The sequence below is a fragment of the Sporosarcina thermotolerans genome (assembly GCF_042658975.1).
Lineage (GTDB): Bacteria > Bacillota > Bacilli > Bacillales_A > Planococcaceae > Sporosarcina > Sporosarcina thermotolerans.
This window is the reverse complement of the sequence record NZ_JBHSRM010000018.1, coordinates 32,142-47,945: the sequence shown is the minus strand read 5'-3', so window position 1 is coordinate 47,945 and position 15,804 is coordinate 32,142. Positions and strand designations below refer to the sequence as shown.

The window sequence follows — 15,804 nt, the reverse complement described above, 5'->3', positions numbered from 1 at the left end:
ACAATGCAAAACTCTTTGGAGACAATTCATATTTATCATACGAATGATGTCCACAGCCATTTCGATAGTTGGCCTCAAATTAGTAGATTTCTCCGGTCTGCGAGGGAAAAGCATGAAGCGGAGAATGAAGCTTATTATCTATTTGATATTGGTGACCATGTTGACCGTTCCCATCCTTTCACGGAAGGAACGATTGGCAAAGGGAATATTGCTTTATTGAACCATGCGGGATACGATGCAGTGACAATTGGTAACAATGAAGGGATTACGATGTCAAAAAAGGCATTAACCAATCTTTATGAAGGCGCGGATTTTGACGTAATCCTATGCAATTTGAAGGAAACGGATGGTTCGACTCCAAAATGGTTGGAGCCTTATCATATTTATGAAACTGAAAAAGGTATCCGAATTGGAGTTATAGGTGCTACAGCGATGTATTCGGAATTCTATCGGCGCCTTGGCTGGCAGATTGATGAGCCCAGACAATCAGTTCGGAAGATTGTACATCAAATCCAAGATGAAACGGATGTCATCATCTGCTTATCCCATTTAGGGGTATATGAGGATAGATTGTTAGCTGAAGAGTGCGAACAAATTGATATCATATTAGGGGCGCACACCCATCATTTATTTATGGAAGGCGAGCTTGTGAATGAAACGCTACTCGCGGCAACTGGAAAATTTGCGGAATATGTAGGCCATATTACAATATCCTTGGACGAATCTAAATGCGTCATTGGAAAAAAGGCAGAAGTCATTCATGTCAATAAGATGGAGCGACGACAAGAGGATATAAAAGACGTCAATGCGTTGATCAATGCTGGAAACGAGGCGATGGAGGAAAAGGTGTTTTACAATGCCGAACCTCTAAAACAGCAGTTACTCAAAGCAAGCTCCCTTTCATCATTTTTTGGCAGAGCAATGATTGAATATACGGATGCGGATTGCGCCATGTTCAATGCGGGTATTTTTTTAAGTAGCCTTGAAAAGGGATGGGTGACGAAGCGCAAGTTGCATTCAATGCTACCCCATCCGATCAATCCGTGTGTAATCACACTTGACGGAAGTGAAGTACTTGAGATTTACAACCTTGCCCAAAACGCAGATTGGCCAAAGATGGAAATTAAGGGCCTTGGTTTCCGAGGTACTCTTATGGGGAAGATGATTTTTGAAAGATTATACAAAAACAACGAAGGTGAACTCTTTGCTGGCAATAGGCAAGTAGTCTCCGGCGAAACATACAAGCTTGCAACCCTTGATATGTTCACGTTTGGTTTCTTCTTTCCGTCATTGCAACAAGCAGAAAAGGAATATTATATGCCAGAGTTGATCCGAGATCTTGTAAGCTGGTATGGAAAGCAGAAAGCGTCAGATAAATTGAGCATGACGGACCATCAAAATGAATCTTAGTCAAGCATGAACGGCCCCTAAACTGCATAATATCATGTAGGAGGGGTCGTTTTGAGATTTTATGGGCAAGCGCCTCACAAATACTATAGGAGAAATCGTCACCGAACTCCACAACATCGTGGTGGTCCACGGCGGAAACGCAGATGGTTTCCGATTATTTTGCCGGCAATTGTACTCACTATCGTCCTCTTTGTTTACTACGTCAATTCAAAGCTCACTCCGATTTATACTTTATATGCGGAAACTCAAACTGAAAGAATAGCTGCACATGTCATAACACAGGCTATCAAATCACGTTCAACAGTTATCTATGATACGAATGAAATCATACAAAATGTTCCAACTGAATCTTCTGGAATGGTGACGAATACATTGAATACCGAAATCATCAGAAGAACAATGGCCGAAATACAAGGGTTAATCGAGTCCCATTTAGAAATGGCGGAAAACGGAAATTTGGAAATGCTGCCACTCAGTGAAGATATCGAATACGACCCCGATAAGATGGAGAAAGATGGTGGAGTAGTATTCTTTGTTCCGTTAGGTCAGGCATTGGATATGCCAATGCTTGGAAACTTCGGACCAAAAATTCCGATCAAGTTTCATGTCATTGGAGAGGTTCAGACAGATGTAGAGACATTAGTTACAGAATTTGGCATTAATAACGCAATCGTCGAAGTGAATGTATTAGTAACGGTAAATGTCCAAATCATAGTCCCATTGGCTACTCAAAGAACTGTAGTGCAGCAAAGGATTCCAGTGGCAATCGGATTGCTTCAAAGTCCTATCCCGCAAATCTATAACGGTGGAAGCGGAAATCCCCCACAAATAGAGATTCCTTTCCCAGGTAAGGGAGGAGGCCAATAAAAAGTCCTTGAAAAGATCTCGTCAAGCTGTTAAGCTTGTAAAACAAGAGGAACACCGATTGGGTAGAGGCTGCAAGACTTATTAGTAACGGACGTTAGATTGGCATCAATGACCGCCCGTGAAAGGAAGTTTTGCCGAAGTAGAAACTGGATTGCCGATCCACTTCTGCTGGGGTCATTTCGAATAGGAATGGCACTGTCATGCGAAATTGCATGATGAGCTACAGATCGTACGTTAGATAAAACATCTTAGATTATCTTTCAAACGAATCGTAGAATAAGCCGGCGCCTTTCACACTTTCAAAGTGTATATAGGCTGTCGGTTTTTTTTACTTTAGCTCGGGGCGCTAACTACAAAAGTCATAAATTGGTTATGCTATACGGCATAGAGCGCCGTTAAACAGTTTCACCATAGACTTACGTGTGCGCCCTTCGCTTTTGCTCGTTACCTTGTTCTTCAATTCAAAAAAATTGGAGGAAGTTAGTATGATAGGCACTTGGGTTTCAATTTTACCGCCACTCGTGGCAATTATTATGGTATTGGTTACAAAAAGGGTTCTTATATCACTTGGGTCGGGAATTTTGACGGCAGCATTATTAGTAGCAAGTTTTACACCGATTGAGACGTTAAAAAATCTTTGGACAGCCATGATTGTTTCATTTTGGGCAGATGGTGAATTGAATACCTATAATATTTATATAATGGTATTCATTCTGCTACTTGGGATCATTACAGCACTTGTCAGTTTGTCTGGAGGAAGCAGGGCGTTCGCTGAATGGGCAACACGCCGCATTAAAACGCGACGAGGCGCAAAGCTTCTGACAGTGTTCTTAGGTATACTAATTTTTGTCGATGATTATTTTAATGCATTGGCTGTTGGCCAAATTGCACGTCCAATCACGGACCAGCATCGCATTTCACGAGCGAAGTTAGCATACTTCATCGATTCAACATCCGCTCCAATTTGCGTGATATCACCTATTTCAAGTTGGGGAGCATTCCTGATTGGCCAACTCGCTTTAATTTTTAGTACGACTGCGGCAGTTAGCTATTCGCCTTTATCTGCATTTTTAATGATGGCACCGATGAATTTCTATGTAGTTGCAACATTGGCCATGGTATTTTTCTTCGCTTGGTCGAACATTGATTTCTTTGAGATGAAAAAGCATGAAACGATTGCACAGGAATCAGGTCAATTATTTGATCCGAAAAAAGAGATTCCAGGTCAGTTGAAAGAGGATTTCCCGGTTCACTCATACGGAAGTGTTGTGGATTTGATTGCTCCAATTATTACACTTGTTGTCGTGACTTTAGGCATGATGATTTGGACTGGCTTCCGTATTGGCGGTTCCATGAGCGTTTGGACGATTTTCGAAAATACAGATGTTCCGTTGTCATTAATGACAGGCGGTATTACCGCATCTGTTTTAGCAGCAATTCTTTATTTGTCCCAAATGGGGAAAAATGAGACGGCTTCTTATGGATTGCTTGGCAAGGCATTTGTCAGCGGTATGAAAGCGATGATGCCAGCCATTCTCATTTTAATATTTGCTTGGGCATTAACTCATTTGATTGGAATTCTCGAAACAGGACTCTTTTTATCAAATGCCGTTGAACAGTCGAATGTACCAGTACATTTTCTACCAGTAATTATGTTTGTTTTAGCAGGTTTAATGGCTTTTTCGACAGGAACATCATGGGGCTCATTCGGTATCCTTTTACCGATTGCAGGAACGATTATGATCAATGCCGAGCCTGAGTTACTTCTTCCTGCATTGTCGGCTGTCCTTGCGGGTTCTGTATTCGGCGATCATTGTTCACCGATTTCAGATACGACAATTTTATCATCGACCGGAGCGGGTTCAAATCATATAGATCATGTTTCCACTCAGCTTCCATATGCACTGATTGCTGCAGGGATTTCTATAATCGGTTATTTCATCCTTGGACTTACAGGATCGGTTTGGATCGGATTAGGTACTGTTATTATCGTAACAGCCGCGTTATTCATTTTTTGGGCATCAAAACGTGGTAAATCAGACGTGAACATGACTTCTTTAACAAAGTAAAAAACAGGTGAAGGATTTTTTCCTTCACCTGTTTTTTTTGTATTCTCCAAACAAGTATAAAGCGAGTTTAACAAACATAATTTATATTACTGATTATTATAACTATTAGGATATCGCTCTAGTTCTGAGCGGTTATACTGATTTATAAGATTATAATAGTCTGAAAGTGGTAAAGATTCATAGAATACATGTGAAGGGGGATTTGTTATGGGACAGCGTTCGCAGTGGGGTACAAGGGCCGGGTTCGTGATGGCTGCGGTTGGTTCGGCTGTTGGTTTGGGAAACATCTGGCGTTTTCCTTATGTTGCGTATGAAAACGGTGGCGGGGCATTTTTCATTCCGTATTTATTTGCACTTTTAACTGCCGGTATCCCGATCTTAATCTTGGAATTCACGATAGGTCACAAGTATCGTGGTTCGGCACCTCTATCATTTTTCCGGATGAAAGGAAAAGGTGCTGAATGGTTGGGCTGGTGGGGGATTTTCGTATCATTCGTAATTTCTACGTACTATGCAGTTATCATCGCTTGGGCCGTCAAGTACACGGTTTACTCCTTCAATTTGGCGTGGGGTGATGATACAGGAGGATTCCTGTTTGGAACAGTATTGAATTTAGCCGATAATCCAGGAGATGTCGGTGGGCTCGTCCCAGGTGTACTCATTCCGTTAGTCCTTGTTTGGGCGATTGCGTTTATCATTCTTTTAGCAGGGGTAAAACGAGGAATTGAATTGGCGAATAGAATTTTCATCCCTTTGCTTGTCATTGTATTCCTGCTTGTTGTTATACGTGCTGTAACACTTGAAGGTGCGGCGCTTGGGTTGGATGCCTTCTTTAAACCGGATTTAAGCAAGTTGGCGGATTCCACGGTCTGGGTAGCAGCATATGGGCATATTTTCTTCAGTCTATCGATCGCGTTTGCTATTATGATCACGTATTCGAGCTATCTACCAAAAAAATCGGATATTACGAACAACGCTTTCATAACTGGTTTTGCAAACTCAGGATTTGAGTTATTGGCTGGTATTGGAATTTTTGCAGCGCTTGGATTCATGGCGACACAAGCAGGTGAAGCTGTTTCGGATGTTGCTTCGGCTGGTGTCGGTTTGGCATTCGTTGTGTTCCCGCAAATCATTAATGAAATGCCAGGAATGAATGGTATATTCGGGGCCTTGTTCTTCCTATCCCTTGTTCTCGCAGGGCTTACATCGCTCATTTCAATCTGTGAGACATATATCGCAGGGTTATCAGAGAAATTCAATATCTCCAGAACAAAATCAGTTTTATTTGGAGTCGGGCTTGCTGCTGTCATCTCTTTGCTTTTCGCAACGCGGGGAGGATTGTACTTCTTAGACGTAGCTGACTACTTCATCAACCAATTCGGGGTAGCTGCAATCGGCTTAGTAGAAGTAGTCCTTATCGTATGGGTCTTCAAGAAGCTTGATGTATTTGGAGAGCATGCAAATGAGATCTCCGATATACAAGTTGGAACACTTTGGAAAGTGTGCTTGAGGTTCATCACACCTGCTGTTCTTGGTTATATGATGTTCGACCTTTTACGCATCAACCTTTTCAAACAGCATAAAGATGCGGCAGGGAACGTAATTGGAAACTACGAAGGGTATTCAGATGCCTTCATCATGTCAACGGGTTGGATGGTCGCCCTATTCGCAATCGTTATGGCCGTCATCTTCACTGCACTGAAATGGAATAAAAAAACATCGGATTCAACAGACTATGACAATCGATAAGGAGGATTCAATATGAGCGGTGGAGCGATATTCATGATGGTAGTAGGAATCCTCATCATTTGGGGAGGATTAGCGGGAAGCATATTTTGGGCAGTGTCCAAATCAAGAAGCAGAGCCTAACGTTAGAGAACCGTTAATTTAATTCCTTAGAAAAGCGACCTTAAATGGTTGCTTTTCTTTTGGGTTTTTTTAGACAGGGCTGACTGAACTAGGCGAATCAATAGTTGTTGGAAGTCAGAATATATGATACATTGGCAGAAGCGATTGTTTTGATTTTAAGAATGAATGAGCTTACTTTCCTGCATATAGATTAGTTATCTGTAAAAGTTGAAATGGCGGTGATGTTGATGATAACAATCAATGAATATGAATATGAAATGGTGAAGGAATACCGTGACGGTTTCAATGAAGAAGCCTTAATTGCTAGGTATAGTGACGTGTTGTCAAAATACGATTATATTTTAGGTGACTGGGGATATGGTCAACTTCGGTTGAAAGGTTTTTTTGAGGATCGTAATTCAAAAGCGACATATGAAACGAAAATAAGTACATTGCAAGATTATATTTATGAATACTGTAATTTCGGATGTGCCTATTTTGTCTTACGGAAAGTGGGCAAGGTGAAAAATCAGCCCTCTGAACAGGAATAGGAAATCGAGCCGCCAAGTGTACACAATCGTGTATACTTGGCGGTTCATTTGTATGCACATTATGATATGATGGATTGGTAGTTTAGAATCGGGAGGGAACGAATTTGTACTTTATCGATCGCAATAAAATCAACGAAGCATTATCATACATGGAAAGCCTTTTGGAGTTATTTGAAGGGCATCAAAAATGGAATACTGACAAAGTCTATGAATTGGCTCTCCAACGCATTGCCCATACAGTGGTTGAGTCGATCATTGATGTCGGAAACTCAATGATTGACGGATTCATCATGCGGGATCCTGGTAGCTACGATGATATTATCGATATTATGGAAGACGAGAAAGTCATTACAGCTGAAATGTCCGAGCCGCTTAAAAAGGTTCTTGGACTTAGAACGATGATTGTACGTGAGTTTGTTGAAGTTGACAATGAAGAAGTTGAGACGGTATTGAATGAAACAAAAGAAGCCATTAGAGCATTCCCAGAAAAGGTCCGTTATTACTTGGAGAATGAACTCGGCCCGGTTTCAGCGTTCAGCCCTACGGAGTAATGACAAAGGATCGATATAAGGCGATTTGCCTTGACCTTGATGGAACGGTATATAGGGGGAACGAAGTAATACCAGAGACATTAGACTTTATTCATGACCTTCAAAGTAGAGGGATTGAACCTTTCTATGTTACGAATAATTCCTCCGCAACACCAAAGCAGTTCCAAATGAAACTGCTTCAACTTGGCATTGAAACGGGAACTGATTCAATAATGACATCTGCAATCGCAGCGGCGAAATATTGCAAGGTACATTTTGACGGGGCATCCGTAATGATGATCGGTGAAGAGGGGCTTCAGGCTGCACTAATGGCGGAAGGGTTTAAACTGACAACGGAAAGTCCGGACGTTGTAGTCGTCGGTATCGACCGTGGAATCACCTACGAAAAATTGGCGGAGGCCAGTTTGGCACTACGCGCTGGCGCAGAATTTATCGCAACGAATGGGGATAAAGCATTCCCGACGGAAAAAGGACTTGTCCCGGGGAATGGTTCTTTTGTTAAACTTCTTGAAACGACGACAGATAAAGTAGCTACATATGTAGGAAAGCCAGAACCGCATTTGCTTCATTTCATCCAACAAAAGGGCTTTCGAAAAGAAGAAATAATCATGATCGGTGATAATTACGGCACAGACATCCAAGCAGGCATTCGTTTCGGAATCGACACAGCCCATGTTGAGGGTGGAGTGACAAGCGCTGATGTGGTGAAGGAACAAGCCCAGCAACCGACTTACCTATTTAAGAATTTAAGTGACTGGAATAGAAGATATTCGCTATAAATTGCAAACGGGTTGGTTCACCGCACGCCCTCCGGAAAGCGTCCGGCTGGAACGCAAATCAACGGTTTTAAACTGTTCATTTTGTAATTTGAAAAGGCTGTCACAGACGGTCAGTTTTACTGACTTTCTGTACAGCCCTTTTGTGCTTTAAAACAACGGATTCTCCTCAATAAACTGATAAATTTTTTCCGTCAATTCCTCAGGCGTGTCCGCCTCAACGACTTCTCCATTAACTAAAGCGTATAAGCCTCGAGCGCATAATGTGCAATAACTAAGACAACCATATTCAAGAACATCTATATTTGGATCCTTTTCTAATGCTTCCAATGTTTTCTGTGAACCGTTTGCAAGATTACTCATGCAGAATTCTACGATCGGATTCACTGCGATCACCTCACCCTACATGGCATGCTACTCTCTTTTTCACCCGCCGTCAATTGGGATGTCTTATTGTGAAAAATCTCACAAACTGATATAATCTTAGTGAGAACATGTCGGAAAATGGTTGCTTAAAAGGAGAAAATAATGAGAAAACTTGTCTTATTAGGTGCAGGGTATGGTAATATGCGAATTTTGCTTCGTCTACTAAACAAAGAACTGCCAAGCGACGTAGAAATTACATTAGTGGACAGGACTCCATTTCACAGCTTGAAGACGGAATTCTATGCATTGGCTGCAGGGACGGTTCCAGATTCGGAAATCCGTGTTGCATTACCATCCCATGAACGACTAAATATCGTAGAAGGTGAAATTTCGGCCATTAAATTGGATGATAAGGTAATCAGCCTTGGTAATGGCGAAGAAGTTCCTTATGATGAACTTGTAATTGGTCTTGGTTGTGAAGATAATTATCATGACGTTCCTGGGGCTGCGGAATACACAAGCAGCATCCAGACAATCGGTAAGTCACGTAGCACATACAAGTTGCTTCAAGGTCTTGGAGGAGGGGCGACGGTCGGTATTGTCGGTGCTGGATTGAGCGGTATTGAACTGGCAAGTGAATTGCGCGAAAGCCGTCCAGACTTGAAGATTAAATTATTTGATCGTGGACCACGGATCTTAAAAGATTTCCCTGAAAGACTGAGCAATTATGTAAAGGATTGGTTTGACAAGCACGAAGTTGATGTTATTTCCAATTCAAACATTACGAAGGTCGAAGAAAATATCCTTTACAATCATGAAGAAAGTATTCAAGTCGACGCAGTAGTTTGGACCGCTGGAATTCAAGCAGTGTCTATTGTACGTGAATTGGATGTAGAGAAAAATAGAGGTCGCGTCGTGTTGAATCAATACCATCAAATCCCAGATTACGAAGACGTGTACGTTGTTGGAGATATTGCTGCATTGCCACACGCACCAAGTGCACAACTTGCTGAAGAACAGGCAGAACAGATTGTACGGGTACTACGCCTTGTATGGAGTAAAGAACCATTGCCGAAAGAAATGCCGGAAATCAAATTGAAGGGCTTCATGGGTTCCTTAGGAAAAAAACAAGGATTTGCCTATCTTGCGGATCGAACCGTAACAGGCCGGATAGCCCGTTTATTGAAATCAGGAGTACTCTGGATGTACAAATGGCATAATGGGTAATTCAAAAGCGTAGGGTGGCGTCTAACTGCGACAGGCATAAGGCGAAGATACGAAGTGGCGGTCTTTGCCACGTAGTATCTTTGACTTATGACCCGAGCAGTTGCCGCCCGAAGCTGGATGATAAAAGAAAAATCCCTCCCTCGAATTCATCGGGGAAGGGAATTTTTTCTCATTTACATTAAAATATTATCAATAGGAATTATGCTTGCTCCACATATCCGCGCTTTTCAAGTGCGCTAAAAACAGGTTTCAACTGAATATAGCCTTCACCAATTACTTCATCCTCGATACGTACCAGAGGGTAAAAATACTCATCATTCAATATTTGTTCGGCGATGTCTTTCTGTTCGGAATCCGCAATTTCAGATTCAATGTCAATATAATCAATGTCAAAAGGCTGTCCTGGATATTTCCTCGTAATCGCAGCTTGCAACCATTCGTATGTATCTTTTGAAGATGGTGCATTGACACAGCTAGCGCAAACGATATCTGCCCCGTAAATTTCGATTTTTACCTTTTGTTTCTGCTTTTCCATGATCATAACTCCTTCCCATTCTCGATGAGGTTTTACATTAAACCCGCTACCTATCAGTTTATCAATATTCACTAGTTTTGCAATCAGAACAAAAAACATTTATGCATACATCTTTATCGAAAAACAACAAACAATATGGTAAAACAAGAACTGCCCAAGGAGTGTGTCTATCCATGAAGAAGTATATTTCACTACTTATATTTGTTGTACTTCTGTTTGTTATACTTGAACATACGTTTGCCGATAGGGGCAGAAAATATTATGAGCAATCCGGGCAAATATTATGGGATATAAATACCGAAGAAAAGGTGATTGCACTTACATTTGATGATGGACCTCACAGAAAGTATACTCGCGAAATACTGGATTTATTGAATAGGTACGACGCGAAGGCAACGTTCTTCATCCTCGGAGCGAATGCCGAGAAGAATCCGGAAGTTGTTTTACGTATGTATGAAGAAGGACATGAATTGGCAAATCATACATACAGTCACCACAAGAAGAAGAACGTACCGAATTTACTGGAGGAAATCAAGCAGACCGATGATACCATATTTTCAATTACAGGACAGTCAACAAAATTATTTAGACCGGTCGAGGGCAACTATACTGACGATATGATAGATGCTGTCGTAAATGAGGGCTATAAGGTCATCATGTGGTCTTGGCATTTGGATACAATGGATTGGAAAAGTCCCGGTGTAGATAAAATAACTAAATTCGTTTTAGACGGGGCAAAGGAAGGCAATGTTGTGCTTTTCCATGATGGTGGCGGAAATCGTGAACAAACTGTAAAAGCATTGGCGAACATATTGCCTGTACTTCAGGAACGGGGTTTTAGATTTGTGACTATCTCAGAAATGATGGAAATACGGTCGGGAAATAACAGTGGTGATAAGCATGTTGATATAGATGAATGAAACGGTTCGATAATAGAGGAAAACGTTATTCGGGTATAATTCATTTGTGTTATGAGTAGCACTTACCTTATAATAAGTATAAAGAAAGGGGAGAAATAAACAATGACAGATACAGCTATGATGGAACCCGTACAAGAAGTTTTAAATAAATTGCGACCATTCCTCCTACGTGATGGGGGAGACTGTGAACTTGTTGATATTGATGAGGGAGTCGTAAAACTTCGTCTTTTAGGTGCTTGCGGTACGTGCCCAAGTTCGACAATCACATTGAAAGCCGGTATTGAAAGAGCATTGCTTGAAGAAGTACCAGGAGTAGTTGAAGTAGAGCAAGTCTTTTAATGGATACTGCAAAAGAGGAGCGGGCTGAAGATATTCAGTCCGCTCTAACTTTTTCTTGCTGATTTTGTTCCCTGATCTCCTGCCATCTTTCCTTCGCCATTTCAATAAGTTTTGGCTCAATTGAAGTCCGCTGTCTTTCGATGACACGTGAAAAATTCCGGACAGCACCCTCATTATCACCAATTTGATGTGACAGCTCTGCCATTAAGTATATTACTCGTGTTTCGGACATTTGCGTTCCAACATAATCACCTTCTGTATAGGACTGCGTATATAAATCACGTGCGATTTTTTTAAACCGCATTTCGGATTCAACATCTTTCAAGTCGTTGTAAAGCCATGCGATTCTAAGAGTTATCCCTGCAATCGTCAATGATTTCTCTTTCTTAATCGAAGCGCTTATATATGCAAGCTTATACGCTTCAATCGCCTCTTCAATTGTCCTCTCCTCACCAAATGAACGACTGTTCCAACGTGACGTGATGGACTCTTTAATTTCATCTTTAACTCCATCTGCAAAATATGGGGAAAAGTCATCCGTAAATGCAAATCCGCAATGTGGACAAACCGCTGCATTATATAAAATCGGATACGCCGATAGGTCTTGATAGATAGGTTTGAAGTCGCTTTCGTGCTTCACAACACGAACATAGCGTGATCGGATTTTTGTTGTAGTGAATTTCTCTTTACAATTCAAGCACACCATTTCTCTAACAAACGAGGAACTTACTTCCACTTCGTGTCACCCCTTTTTGTTTAAAGTATACCCTATTTCGATCCGAACCAAGTAAATAAGATTGCGTTAGTGGTAAAAACATTGATATAATAGTTAAAAAGCGGGAAGGTGGATGTAAATGACACAATACGTTGAAATTACTGAAGCTGCGGCGTATCGCGTTAAGGAAATGATGAAGCATAATGGTGAGGAAGGATCATTCCTACGTGTCGCCGTCAACGGCGGGGGATGCAGCGGACTGACATACGGTTTAGGATTTGAGGAAGTGAAATCCGAAGACGATTTCCTAATGTCCCAGCATGGAATTCAAGTTGTCGTAGCGAAAGACGATGCTGGAATTTTAGAGGGAACTAAAGTCGACTATAAGGAATCTCTGATGGGCGGCGGTTTTACAATTGATAATCCAAACGCCATTGCTTCTTGCGGTTGCGGGACGTCATTCCGAACTGCTAAAAAAGTTGGGACACCTCAATCATGTGATTGATTTTCAGCACTCTCTTTCATCCGTTTGAACTAAATTGTTCACTTGGCTGAAAGAGGGTCTTTATTATTATTTGCATTGAAATATATTATAAAAAAGTATTGAAAAGCCTTATCAAAAGGGCTACTATTGTATAGTAGAAGTTTGTCGAAATAGAGACAAATGCCAGGACTGAGCAAATCGACGTTTGACCCGATTTACATCGGACCCGGCACATAATAAATTCAAAGGTGGTTTCGATTTTCGTGAAAAGACCGACAATCTTAGTATTAGGTGCGGGTTACGGTGGCTTATCCACAGTTGTCAACTTGCAGAAATCCATTGGCGCTGACGAGGCTGATATCGTACTTATCAACAAGAATGATTACCATTATGAGTCCACTTGGTTGCATGAAGCGGCTGCAGGAACACTTTCTCCTGAGCAAGTCCGTTATGACATTAAAGATGTCATCAATCCAGGAAAAGTTAAATTTGTTAAAGCTGAAGTTCAAGCAATCGATATTGAAGGCAAGGTTGTCACAACAAATGTCGGTACGCATACTTATGACTATCTTGTAATTGCATTAGGTTTCGAAGGTGAAACATTTGGCATTACAGGTTTGGACAAATACGCATTGTCTATTGCTAACGTAGATGCTGCACGTCATATCCGTGATCATATTGAATATCAATTCGCTTCATGGTCACTTGATGAAGAAAGAGACGATAGCAGATTGACAATTGTTGTTGGTGGCGCAGGATTCACTGGAATTGAATTCCTTGGTGAACTTGGAAACCGTGTACCAGAACTTTGTAAGGAATATGATGTACCCGCTGAAAAAGTACGCGTCATTTGCGTAGAAGCTGCTCCTATGGTATTACCAGGCTTCGATCCTGAGCTTGTTGACTATGCTGTTAGACAATTGAAAGCAAAAGGAATCGAATTCTCAATTGGTACGCCAGTTGTTGAAGCAACTCCAGAAGGCGTTAAGATTAAAAAAGGCGAAGATGAATTTGAATTCATCAAAGCTGGTACTGTTGTTTGGGCGGCAGGTGTACGAGGCAACCGTCTAATCGAACAAACTGGAATTGAAAACATGCGTGCGCGTGTTAAAGTAGATAAAGATCTTCGTGCTCCTGGACAAAAAGACGTATTCATCGTCGGCGACTGCGCATTGATGATCAATGAAGAAGTCAACCGTCCATACCCACCGACTGCACAAATTGCTATGCAGCAAGGTGATATGTGTGCGAATAACATCATTGCATTGATGAAAGGCCAACCAACGGCTGAATTTACTCCTGATATTAAAGGAAGCATTGCTTCTTTAGGGGATGACGATGCAATCGGTGTCGCTTTCGGCAAAAAATTGATGGGTAAAAAAGCTTCATTCATGAAAAAAGTGGTTGATAACCGTTCCCTATTCATGATTGGCGGCGTTGGACTAACACTTAAAAAAGGTAAATTCAATTTACTTAAATAATTAACACCCTAGAACAAAAGTAAACACCTGCCAATCATGGCAGGTGTTTTTTCAAGGAACGCAATTCCAACAAATTGTTGAAATGGCCTTATATTATTGAAAGCTTGTATCCATTCCTGTAAAATGATTAATGGAAAATGGGGGTATACAATTTGGGAACAATGACATTAACGCATTTCGTTTTATCTATAATAATTTTTATGGTAATGTTTTTCGGGATCGGCTTCCTATTGAATATGTTACTTCGTATGACTTGGCTAATGGCTATCATTTACCCAATCGTCGTAATACTTATTATCGATGAAGTGAGATTCTTCGAGTACTTTACGAAACCAGGCTATGCATTCGGACTCTTAGGCGATAAACTCGTATCCTTGCATGCTGCAGATATTATTATCCTTGCCAGTGGACTAGTAGGCGCAATCATTTCTGGGTTTGTTATGAAACTACTGCGAAAACAAGGTTATCGAATGTTTTAAACTAAAGCGGGGGTGGTGACGTTCCCGTTTGAATCACAAAAAATGAATTAGCAACATAAATTAGGTACGAAATCACACCGATTTTCGTACCTTATTTTTAATATTAATATTCAGAAAAAATAAAATAGTGGAGGTAAGAAAATGAAAAAAGTATTTCTTCTATTAACTTTAGGTTTAGTAAGTTTGGTATTATTCTCTTGTAATCAGACCGATGTGAATAACACCAATCCGGATTTGTATATCGGTCACATAGACATTGAGGAAGATATACTTTATTTAGATGAGGTTGAATGGATAACAGATGAAAACCAAGACCGAATAAAAGAGTTAAAATTGTCTCGATCTGACATGCCGAATGGATATTATATAAATAATCCAAGCACAGACACAGTATCTTATAAGATAGCTGAAGACACTGAATATAGTTTTGTGAAACTTGAATCTCTTTCATTTTATAAAGAAGGAGAAGATAGAAATTACAGTACAACGAAAAAAGAAGAATTCATGGAATTCTTAGACAGCGTGGGAACTAATAGAGTTGTATTCTGGGTTGAAGTTAAAGACGGTTTTGTAGTAAGTATTAAAGAGCAGTTTGCGAATTAATACACCTAAATCTAATGCTCATTTGTTGTGTACATTAAAACATAGCAAGGATAGAAAATAGAAAAAGGCATAACTATTCCAAAAGTGAATAGTTATGCTTTCTTGTTAGACGATAAATGAGTAAGTGACGACTGAAATAAGAATCCCTGTCACTAATCCTGCAAATACTTCACTCGGTTTATGGCCTAACAGTGTTTTCAATTCCATTATCTTCTGCTGTCCATCTTTTTGGGGCCAGCCTTTCATTTCTGTGACGAAAGTCTGAAAGTCCACTCGCATCTGATTAATGATCAAAGCTTGCTGCCCGGCTTGATAACGAATTCCAGTCGCATCGAACATGACGATGACAGCAAAGATGGCGGATACTGCAAATAATGGTGATCCCAACCCAACTTCATAGGCGATTGCCGTAGTTAATGCCGATACTGCGGCTGAATGGGAGCTTGGCATCCCGCCTGTCGACGTCATCAATTTCCAATCCAACTTCCCTGTAAAAAGAAAATGAATCGGGATCTTCACGAACTGAGCGAAAAATATCGCAAATAATGCCGCAAGGAGCGGAGTGTTTTGCAATAGGGCCATG

The 15,804-nt window shown here is 40.9% G+C and carries 19 protein-coding genes and 1 riboswitch; of the genes, 15 read left to right on the top strand and 4 right to left on the bottom strand.

Features of this window, described 5'->3' with window-relative positions; translation table 11 throughout:
- Positions 1 to 3 precede the first annotated feature (3 nt).
- The 8 genes from ACFPZG_RS14840 (at position 4) to ACFPZG_RS14805 (ending at position 8,075) form a co-directional block, all read left to right on the top strand.
- The gene (locus ACFPZG_RS14840) at positions 4 to 1,410 is read left to right on the top strand and encodes a bifunctional metallophosphatase/5'-nucleotidase (protein WP_283734438.1); all 1,407 of its coding nucleotides are present in this window, start codon (positions 4 to 6) and stop codon (positions 1,408 to 1,410) included.
- A gap of 51 nt (positions 1,411 to 1,461) precedes the next feature.
- A complete protein-coding gene (gene yunB / locus ACFPZG_RS14835; RefSeq protein WP_283734439.1) occupies positions 1,462 to 2,277 on the top strand; it encodes a sporulation protein YunB in 816 nt (271 codons plus the stop codon).
- 55 nt (positions 2,278 to 2,332) lie between these two features.
- A riboswitch (Lysine riboswitch) is annotated at positions 2,333 to 2,508 on the top strand.
- A gap of 254 nt (positions 2,509 to 2,762) precedes the next feature.
- Positions 2,763 to 4,346, top strand: a complete 1,584-nt coding sequence (locus ACFPZG_RS14830; protein WP_317940831.1) for a Na+/H+ antiporter NhaC family protein — start codon at positions 2,763 to 2,765, stop codon at positions 4,344 to 4,346.
- Between the two features lie 207 nt (positions 4,347 to 4,553).
- Positions 4,554 to 6,095, top strand: coding sequence for a sodium-dependent transporter (locus ACFPZG_RS14825; protein ID WP_317940832.1), 1,542 nt, complete (start codon positions 4,554 to 4,556; stop codon positions 6,093 to 6,095).
- 12 nt (positions 6,096 to 6,107) lie between these two features.
- Positions 6,108 to 6,215, top strand: coding sequence for a MetS family NSS transporter small subunit (locus ACFPZG_RS14820; RefSeq protein ID WP_283734441.1), 108 nt, complete (start codon positions 6,108 to 6,110; stop codon positions 6,213 to 6,215).
- 227 nt (positions 6,216 to 6,442) lie between these two features.
- A complete protein-coding gene (locus ACFPZG_RS14815) occupies positions 6,443 to 6,745 on the top strand; it encodes a YutD family protein (RefSeq protein ID WP_283734442.1) in 303 nt (100 codons plus the stop codon).
- Between the two features lie 104 nt (positions 6,746 to 6,849).
- Positions 6,850 to 7,296, top strand: a complete 447-nt coding sequence (locus tag ACFPZG_RS14810; protein ID WP_283734443.1) for a DUF86 domain-containing protein — start codon at positions 6,850 to 6,852, stop codon at positions 7,294 to 7,296.
- Entirely contained in the window at positions 7,296 to 8,075 is a 780-nt protein-coding gene (locus ACFPZG_RS14805; RefSeq protein ID WP_317940833.1) for a TIGR01457 family HAD-type hydrolase, read from the top strand. The genes ACFPZG_RS14810 and ACFPZG_RS14805 overlap by 1 nt, the downstream gene beginning before the upstream one ends.
- A gap of 147 nt (positions 8,076 to 8,222) precedes the next feature.
- Here ACFPZG_RS14805 and ACFPZG_RS14800 read toward each other — a convergent pair whose 3' ends face one another.
- Positions 8,223 to 8,459, bottom strand: a complete 237-nt coding sequence (locus tag ACFPZG_RS14800; RefSeq protein ID WP_283734444.1) for a YuzB family protein — start codon at positions 8,457 to 8,459, stop codon at positions 8,223 to 8,225.
- A 141-nt stretch (positions 8,460 to 8,600) separates the two neighbouring features.
- Between ACFPZG_RS14800 and ACFPZG_RS14795 the strand changes: the two genes are divergently transcribed.
- Positions 8,601 to 9,665, top strand: coding sequence for an NAD(P)/FAD-dependent oxidoreductase (locus ACFPZG_RS14795; RefSeq protein WP_283734445.1), 1,065 nt, complete (start codon positions 8,601 to 8,603; stop codon positions 9,663 to 9,665).
- Positions 9,666 to 9,864: 199 nt separating this feature from the next.
- Here ACFPZG_RS14795 and ACFPZG_RS14790 read toward each other — a convergent pair whose 3' ends face one another.
- A complete protein-coding gene (locus ACFPZG_RS14790; protein WP_283734446.1) occupies positions 9,865 to 10,200 on the bottom strand; it encodes a YuzD family protein in 336 nt (111 codons plus the stop codon).
- Between the two features lie 173 nt (positions 10,201 to 10,373).
- Here ACFPZG_RS14790 and ACFPZG_RS14785 point away from each other — a divergent pair, with 173 nt between their 5' ends.
- Together ACFPZG_RS14785 and ACFPZG_RS14780 are read left to right on the top strand one after the other, a co-directional pair.
- On the top strand, positions 10,374 to 11,120 hold the full coding sequence (locus tag ACFPZG_RS14785; RefSeq protein ID WP_283734447.1) for a polysaccharide deacetylase family protein: 747 nt from the start codon (positions 10,374 to 10,376) through the stop codon (positions 11,118 to 11,120).
- A gap of 102 nt (positions 11,121 to 11,222) precedes the next feature.
- Entirely contained in the window at positions 11,223 to 11,459 is a 237-nt protein-coding gene (locus tag ACFPZG_RS14780) for a NifU family protein (protein ID WP_283734448.1), read from the top strand.
- A 34-nt stretch (positions 11,460 to 11,493) separates the two neighbouring features.
- On the opposite strand, the gene ACFPZG_RS14775 is transcribed toward ACFPZG_RS14780, so the two are convergent.
- On the bottom strand, positions 11,494 to 12,195 hold the full coding sequence (locus ACFPZG_RS14775) for a DUF2225 domain-containing protein (protein ID WP_283734449.1): 702 nt from the start codon (positions 12,193 to 12,195) through the stop codon (positions 11,494 to 11,496).
- Positions 12,196 to 12,313: 118 nt separating this feature from the next.
- Here ACFPZG_RS14775 and ACFPZG_RS14770 point away from each other — a divergent pair, with 118 nt between their 5' ends.
- From ACFPZG_RS14770 to ACFPZG_RS14755, 4 genes are all read left to right on the top strand, one after another.
- Positions 12,314 to 12,679 carry a HesB/IscA family protein gene (locus ACFPZG_RS14770; protein ID WP_283734450.1) on the top strand — a complete coding sequence of 122 codons (366 nt, stop codon included), beginning with the start codon at positions 12,314 to 12,316 and terminating at the stop codon, positions 12,677 to 12,679.
- 242 nt (positions 12,680 to 12,921) lie between these two features.
- Positions 12,922 to 14,139, top strand: coding sequence for an NAD(P)/FAD-dependent oxidoreductase (locus ACFPZG_RS14765; protein ID WP_283734451.1), 1,218 nt, complete (start codon positions 12,922 to 12,924; stop codon positions 14,137 to 14,139).
- 161 nt (positions 14,140 to 14,300) lie between these two features.
- Positions 14,301 to 14,618: a YuiB family protein gene (locus ACFPZG_RS14760; RefSeq protein ID WP_317940851.1), complete on the top strand. Its 318-nt coding sequence runs from the start codon at positions 14,301 to 14,303 to the stop codon at positions 14,616 to 14,618.
- Positions 14,619 to 14,759: 141 nt separating this feature from the next.
- A complete protein-coding gene (locus tag ACFPZG_RS14755) occupies positions 14,760 to 15,221 on the top strand; it encodes a hypothetical protein (protein WP_317940834.1) in 462 nt (153 codons plus the stop codon).
- A 105-nt stretch (positions 15,222 to 15,326) separates the two neighbouring features.
- Here the strand turns inward: ACFPZG_RS14755 and ACFPZG_RS14750 are convergent, their stop codons facing one another.
- Positions 15,327 to 15,803 (bottom strand): divergent PAP2 family protein, encoded by a 477-nt coding sequence (locus tag ACFPZG_RS14750; protein ID WP_283734453.1) that lies wholly within the window; start codon positions 15,801 to 15,803, stop codon positions 15,327 to 15,329.
- Position 15,804: the final 1 nt, after the last annotated feature.

Excerpts from the sequence above, each read along its gene's own strand:
- ACFPZG_RS14830 (WP_317940831.1), top strand. The coding sequence starts at position 2,763 with ATGATAGGCACTTGGGTTTCAATTTTACCGCCACTCGTGGCAATTATT.
- ACFPZG_RS14825 (WP_317940832.1), top strand. The coding sequence starts at position 4,554 with ATGGGACAGCGTTCGCAGTGGGGTACAAGGGCCGGGTTCGTGATGGCT.
- ACFPZG_RS14840 (WP_283734438.1), top strand. The coding sequence starts at position 4 with ATGCAAAACTCTTTGGAGACAATTCATATTTATCATACGAATGATGTC.
- ACFPZG_RS14750 (WP_283734453.1), bottom strand. The coding sequence starts at position 15,803 with ATGGCCCTATTGCAAAACACTCCGCTCCTTGCGGCATTATTTGCGATA.
- ACFPZG_RS14805 (WP_317940833.1), top strand. The coding sequence starts at position 7,296 with ATGACAAAGGATCGATATAAGGCGATTTGCCTTGACCTTGATGGAACG.
- ACFPZG_RS14820 (WP_283734441.1), top strand. The coding sequence starts at position 6,108 with ATGAGCGGTGGAGCGATATTCATGATGGTAGTAGGAATCCTCATCATT.
- ACFPZG_RS14770 (WP_283734450.1), top strand. The coding sequence starts at position 12,314 with ATGACACAATACGTTGAAATTACTGAAGCTGCGGCGTATCGCGTTAAG.
- ACFPZG_RS14755 (WP_317940834.1), top strand. The coding sequence starts at position 14,760 with ATGAAAAAAGTATTTCTTCTATTAACTTTAGGTTTAGTAAGTTTGGTA.
- ACFPZG_RS14790 (WP_283734446.1), bottom strand. The coding sequence starts at position 10,200 with ATGGAAAAGCAGAAACAAAAGGTAAAAATCGAAATTTACGGGGCAGAT.
- ACFPZG_RS14760 (WP_317940851.1), top strand. The coding sequence starts at position 14,301 with ATGACATTAACGCATTTCGTTTTATCTATAATAATTTTTATGGTAATG.
- ACFPZG_RS14785 (WP_283734447.1), top strand. The coding sequence starts at position 10,374 with ATGAAGAAGTATATTTCACTACTTATATTTGTTGTACTTCTGTTTGTT.
- ACFPZG_RS14795 (WP_283734445.1), top strand. The coding sequence starts at position 8,601 with ATGAGAAAACTTGTCTTATTAGGTGCAGGGTATGGTAATATGCGAATT.
- ACFPZG_RS14815 (WP_283734442.1), top strand. The coding sequence starts at position 6,443 with ATGATAACAATCAATGAATATGAATATGAAATGGTGAAGGAATACCGT.
- ACFPZG_RS14780 (WP_283734448.1), top strand. The coding sequence starts at position 11,223 with ATGACAGATACAGCTATGATGGAACCCGTACAAGAAGTTTTAAATAAA.